Annotated in this window: 8 protein-coding genes and 1 pseudogene; 2 read left to right on the top strand and 7 right to left on the bottom strand. The window is 57.8% G+C overall.

Going from position 1 to position 11809, the window contains the following annotated elements:
- Positions 1-80 precede the first annotated feature (80 nt).
- Entirely contained in the window at positions 81-1967 is a 1887-nt protein-coding gene (locus FHT86_RS04915) for an adenylate/guanylate cyclase domain-containing protein (RefSeq protein WP_133705768.1), read from the top strand.
- Between the two features lie 401 nt (positions 1968-2368).
- On the opposite strand, the gene FHT86_RS04920 is transcribed toward FHT86_RS04915, so the two are convergent.
- From FHT86_RS04920 to FHT86_RS04950, 7 genes and pseudogenes are all read right to left on the bottom strand, one after another.
- Positions 2369-3934: an MFS transporter gene (locus FHT86_RS04920; RefSeq protein WP_133705769.1), complete on the bottom strand. Its 1566-nt coding sequence runs from the start codon at positions 3932-3934 to the stop codon at positions 2369-2371.
- Positions 3935-3952: 18 nt separating this feature from the next.
- On the bottom strand, positions 3953-5173 hold the full coding sequence (locus FHT86_RS04925) for an HlyD family secretion protein (protein WP_246779394.1): 1221 nt from the start codon (positions 5171-5173) through the stop codon (positions 3953-3955).
- A 250-nt stretch (positions 5174-5423) separates the two neighbouring features.
- A pseudogene (locus FHT86_RS37845) lies at positions 5424-5832 on the bottom strand (XdhC family protein); the annotation flags it as partial.
- A 74-nt stretch (positions 5833-5906) separates the two neighbouring features.
- Positions 5907-8108 (bottom strand): aldehyde oxidoreductase molybdenum-binding subunit PaoC, encoded by a 2202-nt coding sequence (paoC, locus tag FHT86_RS04935; protein WP_133705771.1) that lies wholly within the window; start codon positions 8106-8108, stop codon positions 5907-5909.
- Positions 8109-8111: 3 nt separating this feature from the next.
- The gene (locus FHT86_RS04940) at positions 8112-9062 is read right to left on the bottom strand and encodes a xanthine dehydrogenase family protein subunit M (RefSeq protein WP_133705772.1); all 951 of its coding nucleotides are present in this window, start codon (positions 9060-9062) and stop codon (positions 8112-8114) included.
- On the bottom strand, positions 9059-9706 hold the full coding sequence (paoA, locus tag FHT86_RS04945; protein WP_409527567.1) for an aldehyde dehydrogenase iron-sulfur subunit PaoA: 648 nt from the start codon (positions 9704-9706) through the stop codon (positions 9059-9061). Before paoA ends, FHT86_RS04940 begins: the two co-directional genes overlap by 4 nt.
- A 128-nt stretch (positions 9707-9834) precedes the next feature.
- Positions 9835-10242 (bottom strand): DUF983 domain-containing protein, encoded by a 408-nt coding sequence (locus FHT86_RS04950; protein WP_133705774.1) that lies wholly within the window; start codon positions 10240-10242, stop codon positions 9835-9837.
- Positions 10243-10654: 412 nt separating this feature from the next.
- Here FHT86_RS04950 and FHT86_RS04955 point away from each other — a divergent pair, with 412 nt between their 5' ends.
- Positions 10655-11746: an NAD(P)-dependent oxidoreductase gene (locus tag FHT86_RS04955; RefSeq protein WP_133705775.1), complete on the top strand. Its 1092-nt coding sequence runs from the start codon at positions 10655-10657 to the stop codon at positions 11744-11746.
- The last annotated feature ends 63 nt before the right edge of the window (positions 11747-11809 follow it).

The raw sequence follows: 11809 nt of genomic DNA on the forward strand, positions 1-11809 counted from the left end.
AACGGAAAAGCGGCATTCCCGGTAGAGCTGACGTTCCCTTTCAGCGGGACAAATTCTATATTCGGGCGGGGGTCAAACAAATGGACCGCAAGCTTTCCGCAATTCTCGCTGCCGACGTGGTGGGCTATTCCGCCCTGATGGAACGCGATGAGGCGGGCACGTTTGAGCGCCTTCGCGCCGGGCGCAAGGAGCTATTCGAGCCGGAGATCGGCCGCCATCACGGCTCCGTCTTCAAGCTGATGGGCGACGGGATGCTCGCCGAATTCGCCAGTGTCGTGGACGCTGTTGAATGTGCCGTCTCGCTACAGCGCGGGCTGGCCGAACGGAACGCTGCTGTTTCAGAAGATAAGCGGATTCAGGTCAGGATCGGCATCAACCTCGGCGAGTTGATTGTCGATGGCGACGACCGATATGGCGAAGGGGTCAACATTGCTGCGCGACTTGAACAACTGGCGGAGCCCGGGGGCATCTGTGTCTCCGGCAAGGTTGCGCGGGAGGTTGAGAAGAAGCTTCCCTTCGGATTCGAGCCGATGGGCGAACAGAGGGTGAAGAACATTGTCGAACCGGTGCGTGCATTCCGTGTCATCATTGAAGGACAAGTCAGACGCAAACCGCGATTGCCATCGCCGTCAAACTGGGTTTTGGCAGGAGCAGTGGGACTTCCCCTTCTTCTAGCCGTGGTCGGGTCTATCTGGCAGTTTTGGCCGACATCGACGGTGAGCGGCAAGCCCACGGTAGCGGTGTTGCCGTTCGAGAGCTACGGCGACGAGGCGACCGCGCGCCTAGCCAGCGGTCTGACCGAAGATATCATCACTGATCTGGCGCGGTATCCCGAATTTCAGGTAATCGCCAGGAACTCGACTGATCAATACCGGGATAAGCCCACCAGCCTGAGCGTAGTGGGCAAGACACTCGACGCGGCTTTTGTGGTGGAAGGCTCAATCCAACGCGAGGCAGATCAGGTGAGGGTCACAGCACAGCTTCTCGACGTAAAAACAGGAAAACATCTCTGGTCGGAGCGCTGGGACCGGCCGGCCAAGGATCTATTCGCCATCCAGACCGAAATCTCCGAGCAGCTTTCGAATCGCCTTGGGGGTGGCTCAGGCCTGATTCAGGAAGCCGGGCGCTTCACGGCGCACCGAAGGCCGCCTGAGAACCTAAACGCCTATGAGCTCTATCTCCTCGGCACCGAACGGCTGGAACGTGTCACCAGGCCCGATGTCGAAGAGGCTTTGCGGCTGCTCACGCGCGCAGTCGAACTGGATCCAGGGCTTGCTCGCGCTTGGGTCGAGCTGCACCATACTCATGACTGGCTGGCCAACTTCGGAGTCGAGGCTGACAAGAATCGAAGTTTGGCCGCCAGGGCGGCGCGTCGCGCTGTAGAGCTCGATCCGAGCGATGCCGAGGCGCATGCAGTGTATGCCATTAGTCTTGCCGATTCCGATGAGTTTGTGCGCGCCAAGGCGGAATTCGAAACAGCCTTGCGCCTCGGCCCAAACCAGTTCGAAATTTTAACCTTCTATCTCGGATGGGCATCCACACTGGGCGAGCCCGAACGGGGAGCTCAGATGGTTGACCAGGCGATTCGGCTCAATCCGAATTTTCCCATGTGGAGTGTGCGGCCGTTCGCAGTCGCCTATTTCATGGCGGGCCGGTATGGAGAAGCGGTCGGTATGTACAAACGAACCTCTCCAGAAAGTATGTCAGGCGTTCACTGGGCGTTGAAATCGGGCGCACTGGCTGCAGTGGGCCGCACCGAGGACGCAAAAGCTTCGGTGAAGGAAGCTCTTAAACGGTTCCCTGACTTGACAATCCAGGGAATCGTAAGTTCTTCGGGGTGGAGCGATGCCGAACGCCAGCGCATCGTCGAAGCCCTCCGGCTTGCAGAATTTCCAGCCTGCGCGAAGCCCGATATTTTGGCGAAGGCGGAAAAGCCCTTTCACTTGCCGGAGTGTACCTTGCCGTAGTCAGTTTGAACGGTAGACACATGGGTTCCAACGAACGTCTCGAAATGGCTGAAACTCGCATTCTTGGCGAGCTACCAAAGCGACTGCTCCTGGCGCTTTCCGGCTGAGGCGTTCGTCGGGAGTCGGCCCCGAAGCGGACATCGGTCAATTTCACGCCTGTCGTTTCGACGCAACCGTTAGCTGACTGTGAATCAGCATCGAAGGTTGCCCCCTTGTCACTACTGAGTAAGGCCTTGATTTACAGATACGAAATGGAAATCGATTGGGGTCACGATCGGCGCCGATGATGACCCTGCCCGGATCGTGATTTTGCCTGCAAAGTCATGCACTTGCTGCCGTTTGTCCGGGGGTCAAGCTTCGGTGCCGATTCACACGGAGCAGAGCATTCACTCGGTGGTGGGCTACATACCGCGCTGCGTTAGTGGATGCGGTGGTGCACGCGCCATGAGCGCCACCGTACACATCCCAACGATCGCCGCTGAAAACGCAATCCAAAAGCCATCGATGTACGCCAGGACGTTCGCTTCCCGTTGCACGATTGTTGCAAGCAGCCCAACGCCCCGCCTTGCGGAATCCAGTTGAGAAGCGCTTGTTCCCGAACCAGAACCCAGTGCGGTCAATGTGGAACTCAAATCCGACGCTCCATTGGTAACATGCAACCCGAGTAGGTACGAATGCAGCTGTTCGCGCTGCCTAATCCAGGTTGCCATAGTGGTCGTGGCGATTTCAGCGCATATCAGCCGGAGAAGTTGGATATAGGCGGAGAGGGCGATCGCACGAGCAGGGTCAGCGCGGCTCAGTATCATTATGACAGCGGCCAAGAAGGTTAGTTCTTCAGCGACTGTCTGCAGCACAACGATCATCTCGAACTCGGGTATTGCCCAAAGGCTGGTCAGTGAAGTGCCGAGCCACGAGGATAGAGCAAAACATGTGAAACCGGCGATCAGGCTGAGGCGCGGACCAATCGTCCGAACGAGCATCACCGCTCCGACCGTCGCACAAACAAGCAGCAATATGGCATAGGGAGCGGAAAAGTTGCCGATTTGCTCTGGGCGTAAATGGGTTACGGAAATCAGGAAGTTCGGCGCCAGGAACGAGCTTGAAAGACTGGCGACCATAAATGCAAAAATTGCCAGGAAGCTCAAAGCAATATTGCGCGAAAACATCACAGAGAGATGCGCCCAGGGGTCTTTGGCAAGGGACTCATGCGACAAAAAGACCAATGCCAGAAATCCGGACGCGATGAACATTGACACTACGAAACCAGATCGAAACCAATCCAATCGGTTGCCTTGGTCCAGTGCAACGTAGAGCATCGTCAGCGTAACGCCGAAGAGTGCCATGCCACCCCAGTCTGCGCGCCTTAGGAGGTCCCGATTGATCTCCACCGATCTCACGCCAAACCAAAGGAGGATACCGATCATGGGTGCAATGAAAGCATCCTGCCAATACAGCCAGTGCCATCCTATCGTTTGGGTGTAGCTGCCGGCGGTGTAGACGCCGAGGTTCTGTGCGATGGGAATTCTCGCGACGTAGGAAGCAAGCGCCACAATCCAGTATTCGCTGTCGAGGTTCCGAAAAGCCGTCATCAGGGTAGCCGGTACAAAAATACCGAGAAGAACCGCCCTTGCGGCATGCATCAGCAGCAAGACCTCGAAGCTTTGGACAAACGGGATGGTAATGGATATGGCGGCATAGACGAAGGTTGGCACCGTCATCACTCGTTTGACGCCGAACACCGTAACCAGCCAGGCAACGCATGGAGCGACGAGAACCTGTGGGGCCGTCGCGAATGTGCTAAGCCACGAACCTTGGTCGAAACTCAAACCGAAAGCCCCGCGCAGGTCGGTCAAGCCGATACTTGCCGTGCGGACATCGAAAGCGGTCAGGAACGCTGCCATCAACACGGCAATGACCACCAATATCGGCCGGGAGCGGTCGCTTTGGGACGGAAGTTTGGCTAACATAACGTCCTCCTTTGACCCTTATTTCCGGGTGAGGATTCGCGTGACGACGGACATGCCAGGGCGAAGGCGTTCGAAATACGGTTGAGTAGGATCGAGTTCGACGCGGACGCTCAGCCGTTGCGCGACTTTCGTGAAGTTGCCGGACGCGTTATCAGCCGGGAGGAGCGCAAACGTCGAGCCACTCGCAGGTGCGATCCTCGAAACGGTGCCGCGAAGAACCTGTCCGGGAAACATATCGACGGAGACGTCGACGGGTTGCCCTTCTCGCACGTTCGCCAATTGGTTTTCCTTGTAGTTCGCGAGCACGTACACGTGAGGCAGCGGAATGATGGAAATCATGCTCGTTCCAGCCGTCACGTACATACCAAGTTGCACATTGCGCCTTGCAACGACGCCATCGAATGGCGCACGCACGTAGCTGTGGCTGAGTTGGAGGTCGGAAGCGGCAAGTTCAGCTGAGGCCGCGTCGACATCTGCGCTTAGCGTGTCTCGCTGTTTTGCAAGCACGTCGAGCTGAGCCCGCTGAGCAGCGACTGTCGCTTCATTCATTTTGGAATTCGCAAGCGCCCGCGCATGAGCGGCGGTCGCCTTTTCAAGATTTTGGATCGAGCTTGCACGACCGTCGCTCCCAAGCCGGATTTGCCGCTGCAATTCTTGGTTTGTCTCTACCTCATCAGCGATCGAAGCTTGCTGTTGGGCAAGGGCCACATCGATCTGCGCAAGTTGAAAGGCGCGCTGATTTGCGTTGTTCGCGAGCTGCGCGCGTGCGGCTTCGAGTTTTGCTTGAGAGGAGCGCACCGCCACTTCATAGGGGACGTGGTCGATCGAAAATAACACATCTCCGGCTGCCACTTTGGCATAATCGTCGACATACGCTGCTTCGATCGTGCCGCTAACACGAGCACCTATCGTCGACATATCGGCGTACACCGCCGCATCGTCGGTCTTTTGCACAGTTCGGCTGGCGATCCACGAATCCCAGTTTAACGAAGCGCCAGCGACGGCCAGAATTGCAATCAAGATCGCTAACGCCGGAATGATGAGCGACTTGACCGGAACATGTGTGGTCGTGCGTTCTTGAAAGGCTGGCACTAACACCGTCACATTTGTCAGATTGGCAGATTGCTTGGTCGGAGATTTGTTCTGCTTGAACCAGACCATCTTCATCATCAACTCCCGCGGGTCAAAGCCCGTCGTTTTAGGAGGCGTTTCGCGGTCGCATTGTCCATCGATGAACATCGTTCTCGAGGCTCGCTGGTGAGATCCGGTATCGCTGACTGAGAAGCTTCTCCGCGAAGCGTCCATCCAAGGGATGCCTCGGACCACGATCTATAAAACACGAACCGGGAAGATATTTGTGTGAAGACTTGTAATGTCCTGCAAAGACGCCGGAACCGTGATTTCACATCTAGGGAAAAGAGAGATATTTCACGTCATCCCAGACGCAAATATTACCCCGACCGCAGAGGCGTTGATTGGCGATCAGTTTCGTTTGCGAAGCCGGACTGTACACAAGTGCTGCTTGTTGGCGAACATCGCGGCGTTCAAGCCCGCTTAGAACAGCCCCGACATCGCGCACCAGGTGGATTGCTACAGAAATTCCGCCACAGGGCAAAATGATGTCGAAGGAGGATGAGCCGTCGCCGAAACTCACTATTTGGTCTCGGCCCTTCCGCCATCGCAAGAAGAGCCTCGGAAGTGACTGCGGCCTCGACACATCCGCCGGAGAGATAACCGCAGAACGCCCGTCCGCCTCGATCGCTACTAGCGACCCGAGGGACCTTGCTGCCCGCCGCGAATTTCGACATGCGTTGCCAGTGCGGCTGGAACCATTCTTCGGCAAACCGAAGAATTTCGCCCGGATCGTCCGTCGCCGCAGCTCGTATCGGTGTCGGCATGCAAACGTCAGCAATGTGTAACTTCAAAGCAAATCCTCTTCAGGTTTGCGACAGTGGTTTGCCGGGTCATCGCGTCAGGCGGCGTCGGGAAGGCCGCCTATCAGTTTGTCTAGCGTGATCGGATAATGACGTACCCTCACGCCGGTCGCGTTGTAAACAGCGTTGGCGATCGCTGCGGAAACGCCGCAGATGCCAAGTTCACCCACACCCTTGGCTTTCATCGGCGAAGACATCGGATCGGTCTCGTCCATGAAGATCACCTCCTGATGCGGGATGTCGGCGTGGACCGCCACCTCGTAGCCGGCGAGATCGTGGTTCACAAAAAAGCCGCGACGCGTATCGACGACCAGCTCTTCGGACAGCGCAGCACCCGCACCCATGGTCATCGCCCCGATAACCTGGCTGCGTGCCGTGATCGGGTTGAGGATCCGGCCGGCAGCGCAGACCGCGAGCATGCGGCGGATACGGCTCTCGCCGGTGGCGACGTCGACCCCGACCTCGACGAAGTGTGCACCGAATGTCGATTGCTGGTGGGTCTTCGTGAGATCGCCCCACGTCATCGTGTCTTCGCCGATGAGGACCTCCGAACCTGCGGCCTCGGTGAGTGGAACCGATCTGTTGTCGGAGCGAACCGTGCCATTTTCGAAGCTCACGTCGTCGGAGTTGAAACCGAGCTTCTGGGTAATGGCCTCGCGCAGCTTGACGCAGGCTGCGTAGACGCCCGATGTGGAAGAGTTCGCACCAAATTGTCCGCCAGACCCTGCCGAGACCGGGAAGCGCGAATCTCCAAGGCGGACGCCGACCTTGTCGACCGTGACGCCCATCATCTCGGCGGCCGTCTGCGCAATGATGGTGTAGCTACCCGTGCCGATGTCCGTCATATCGGTTTCGACAGTTATGATCCCGTCCTTGTCCAACCGGACCCTCGCTCCAGAGGCAAGCACGAGGTTATTGCGGAAGGCGGCGGAGACGCCGATGCCGATGAGCCAGTTTCCCTCGCGCTTCGATCCCGGTCGACGACGTTCGCTCCAGCCGAAGCGATCCGCCCCGAGTTTCAGGCAGCCGACCAGATCGCGATGCGAGAACGGCCGTTCCGGCTTTTCCGGGTCGACCTGCGTGTCATTGATGATCCTGAACTCAATCGGATCGATGCCGATCTTTTCGGCCATTTCGTCAATGGCAATTTCAAGCGCCATCAGTCCCGGCGCTTCTCCAGGTGCACGCATGTCGTTGCCTTCCGGCAGGTCGAGGGTCGCCAGCCGCATCGCCGTCATGCGGTTGGCTCCGGCATAAAGGAGCCGCGTTTGCGCCACTGCGCCTTCGAGGCGGCTGCCGTGAAGGTCGCCGGACCAGCTTTCATGCGCGATCGCCGTGATCTTGCCGTCTCGCTCTGCCCCTATGCGAATGCGCTGGATTGTGGCTGGCCTATGAGTCGTGTTGTTCATGACGAGAGGGCGGGGTAAGGCCACCTTGACCGGGCGCTCTGCGGCCTTAGCGGCAAAAGCAGCAAGAACGGGGTCGGCGCGCAGGTAAAGCTTGCCCCCGAAGCCCCCGCCGATGAACGGCGACATCAGGTGGATTTTCTCCTTGTCGATAGCAACGGTCGTCGCGAGGTCTGTCCGCCACCAGTCGATCATCTGGCTCGAGGTCCACACCGTCAGTTCATCGCCGTCCCACGCCGCGATCGAAGCATGCGGCTCCATCATCGCATGGGATTGGTCGGGCGTCGCATAGCTCTCATCAAGCGTAACTGGCGCAGCTTTGAAAGCTCCGTCAAAATCTCCGACAGCAGTGTCCGGCTCATCAAATTGCTTTTCGGGTTTAACGGCAGCCCGCATCTCTTGCCTGAGGTCGAAGGCACCTTTCTCCTTCGTGTAGTCAACCTTTATTAGAGCGGCGGCTGAACGGGCCTGCTCGAACGTCTGGGCGACCACGACCGCAATCGCTTGGTGGTAATGCTCGATCTCGTCGCCGCCGAAGAGCTTGGCGTTGTTGAATTTTCCCTTCTTGAGGTCGCCAACGTCAAGTGTGGTCACGACGGCGATCACGCCGGGTGCTTTCTTCGCGGCAGATGCGTCCATCGACTTGATGCGGCCCTTGGCGATCGCAGCGCCAACCGGATAGCCGTAGGCATATGGCATTTTGGGATCATGCCATTCATAGGCATACATCGCCCTGCCGGTTGTCTTGAGCTGGCCGTCTATGCGCGGGATCGGCTGGCCCACGACTTTAAGCTGGTCGATCGGATTGGTTGTTGCTGGCCTATCGAACTGCATGGCTCAACCTCTTGCCTCGGTAATGACAGCGCCAAGCGTGCGCTCGACGAGGTCCACCTTGAAACGGTTCTGTTCGGTCGGATGGGCATCCGCCATAAGGATATTTGTGGTAGCCCGCGCCCCTTTCGGCAGCTCCGCTTCGGCTTTCTCGACGCGCCAGGGCTTGTGGGCAACTCCGCCGACAGCGACGCGTCCCGTCCCATCGGGTTGAATGACTGCACCGATCGAAATCAGGGCGAAAGCGTAGGAGGCGCGGTCTCGAACCTTGCGGTAAATTTGCTTGCCTCCGATCGGCGGCGGCAGCGTAACGGCCGTGATTAACTCGCCGGGCTCAAGTACCGTCTCGATGTGGGGCGTATCCCCAGGCAGGCGGTGGAAGTCGGCGATCGGAATGGAACGGGTGTGACCGCTCTCGTTCACAGTCTCGACGTCAGCGTCCAAAGCGCGCATGGCGATTGCCATGTCGCTCGGATACGTAGCGATGCAGGCATCGCTGGTCCCTATGACTGCGAGCGAGCGTGTCGCACCACCGATCGCCGAACAGCCGCTGCCGGGTTGGCGCTTGTTGCACGGCTGGTTCGTATCGTAAAAATACGGACAGCGCGTTCGCTGCAGGAGGTTGCCTGCCGTCGTCGCTTTGTTGCGCAACTGCCCGGACGCTCCAGCCAGGATTGCTCGGGACAGAAGTCCGTAATCACGACGGACCGTTCGGTCGGCGGCAAGGTCCGTGTTGCGCACAAGTGCTCCGACGCGCAGCCCGCCTTGGTTCGTGAGTTCGATTTTGTCGAGGCCAAGGCCGTTCACATCGATCAGATGCGTCGGCGTCTCGATCTGGAGTTTCATCAGGTCGAGAAGGTTGGTGCCACCGGCGATGAACTTGGCGTTCGGGTTACTGGCGGCGGCTTTAGCTGCGGCCGCGGCGGATTTTGCGCGTTCGTAGGTGAAGGTTTTCATGCTTTCGTCCCCCCGACTTCGACAATGGCATCGACGATGTTGGAGTAAGCGCCGCAGCGACAGATATTGCCGCTCATACGCTCCCGGATTTCGACCGCTGTGGCCGTCCCCTGCGCTGTCAGATCGCCTGTAACGTGGCTCGGGATGTTTGCCTTGATTTCCTCGAGCACAGCCACGGAGGAACAGATCTGGCCGGGCGTACAGTACCCGCACTGGAACCCGTCATGCTTGACGAAGGCTGCCTGCATTGGGTGAAGGTCACCGGGCTTGCCGAGACCCTCGATCGTGGTGATCTCGTTGCCCTGGCGCATGATCGCGAGCGTCAGGCAAGAGTTGAGGCGACGGCCGTCGACGATGACGGTGCAAGCGCCGCATTGTCCGTGGTCGCATCCCTTCTTTGTGCCCGTCAGATGAAGATGCTCGCGCAATGCCTCGAGCAGCGTCGTCCTGTTGTCGATGTCGAGGTCTCGGTTTTGGCCATTGACCGTAAACGAGACCTTCGATGTGTAAGCCGCTTCATCCTCCGCTGACTGGGCCGCCACTCCTCCGGCGACCCCGGTGACCGCGACGGCAGCGGCCGAGGAAATCAGCAAGTCACGGCGAGAAATGTCGAGCTGGATGGGGCTTTGCATGTCCGACTCCACTTCTAACTTCGAGACCGCCAATGCTGGAGGTCTGCAATTCGTCAAAAAGCTCATTTTGAGCATGGCTTATTTGAACGATAAGCGTCGTTGGGGCGCTCGCCATTCTGTTGCGCGCAATCTAGGCCAGCTCATTGGTTCGTCGAATTCCCGCTGTCCCAGTCCCTATCAATCGTGCCTTCGTGCGCGTTGTGAAAGTACTGGCTTGCAACCAGCCATCCCTTGACAGGCCGCAAAGGTAGCAAACAAGTCACAAGCATGAGCGGCATGCTCGTGACCAAATGTACCCAAAGCGCTGGCTCAAACTTGGTTTGAAACCAGACTGCGAAAATCATGCACGGAACGCACCCAAACATCATAATGAAAAATGCAGGTCCATCGGCGGGGTCTGCAAAGGAATAGTCCAGATCACAGACTTCACACTTCCTCCGCAGCGTAAGAAATCCCTGAAAGAGATGGCCTTGTCCGCAGCGGGGGCATAGCCCCTGCAAACCTGTATGGATTGGCGAGAGTGGGGGCCATTCAAGTTCTGTGAACATTGCACACTTGCTCCAAAGAAAGGCGCTCAAGCAAGTGCGAGAGCAGCCCGGGTTCGCTGGTGATAACTCGGACAGGCATCCGGCGAAAGTAAAGTGGTGTGCAATGGTGTTTAGTACTGTAAAAGCCCGGCATGACCGCCAGTGAGCGTAAACTTTACCTGGTACGATAATAGATCCGGCGTTCGGGCAACGGATGCGAATGCGCACCACTTTCCGCTGCCAACCTCATCAACCAACGACACCGTTACTCCTTTTCACATCCTTTAACTCGAAATCCTTGTTCACTTTCGCTTCAATGCCGTTCCAAGAGCTTGGTTTGTAGGCAGCGAAACATCGACGCTCGGAAAAGCGCGATAGTGTTTGAACACTGAGATCCGAGAGGACGAGCATTCGCCAGTTGCAGAAAGCGAGCGTGTTTAAGGTCCAGGATTCACGAAGCGGCATCCCGTCACGCCAAAGACATACTCGAAGAAGCGAGCGGAAGCCAAAAGGTCGGCGTGCAGCCGATCAATTCGGCTTTTGCTCCAATGGCCGCTCAGACCGCAAATATCGGCAAACGGTGATAACGATGTACAAAAATCGTCAAGAGACGGTGGCTATCGCGGACCCCAACCTCGCGCCATTTCTTCAAGCGGCGATCGGGACGAGGTATCGCCTTGTCCAACTCGGCACGGCGCCGAATCCTGGCCTTTATCTTGCGCGCGCAGTTATTGTCGACGGAAGCCGCCCGTTCGACAAGAGCGTTTGTGATGCGATGCCGAACCTCGGCCTCATCGCCTGCTTCAACACAGGCTACGACGGCGTTGACGTCAACTGGGCGCGCGGGCACGGTATCATCGTCACCCATGCCCGGAACGTAAATCACGAGGACGTGGCGGACTTTACGATCGGGCAGATCCTGAACATCTTTCGGAAAATTTCCATCGGCAGTCGCTGGATTCAGGATGGCGAGTGGCAATCGGGAAAGCGGCTGATGACAACTTCCATCTCTGGTCTTCACCTCGGGATTGTAGGGCTCGGCAGTATTGGACAAGCGCTTGCACGTCGCGCAGATGTTATGCGCATGGTGACCTCATGGTGGGCTCCGCACGATAACCCCTACGTTTCTTGGCCGAAAGCATCAGATCTTATCGAACTCTCGGGCTGGAGCGACGTGCTTGTGGTTGCCGCAAACGCCACCGAAGCAAATCGCGGCTTGATCTCCGGAAGAATAATTAACGCGCTTGGCCCCCGAGGCGTCCTCATCAACGTAGCCCGGGGATCACTTGTGGATGAAGATGCAGTGGTCGAAGCGCTTCGACAGGGCGCACTTGGTGCTGCGGCGCTGGACGTGTTTCAGGAGGAACCTGTCTCCCTGGGGCGCTGGGGCAATGTGCCGAACATGTACCTGTCACCACACATCGCTGGTGTCACTGACTTGGCGCTTAGCAGCATGGCAGCGCTTGTCGTTGCTAATCTCGACGCATTTTTCCTCGGAAAGCCAGTACTGACAGCTGCGGCGTAGTCGCTAAATCTAGAGTGAACCGACAGCTTCAATACGCTGGACCTCAGACAGCTCGCTCTTGTG

This window comes from Rhizobium sp. BK313 (assembly GCF_014193655.1).
Classification (GTDB): Bacteria; Pseudomonadota; Alphaproteobacteria; order Rhizobiales; family Rhizobiaceae; genus Rhizobium.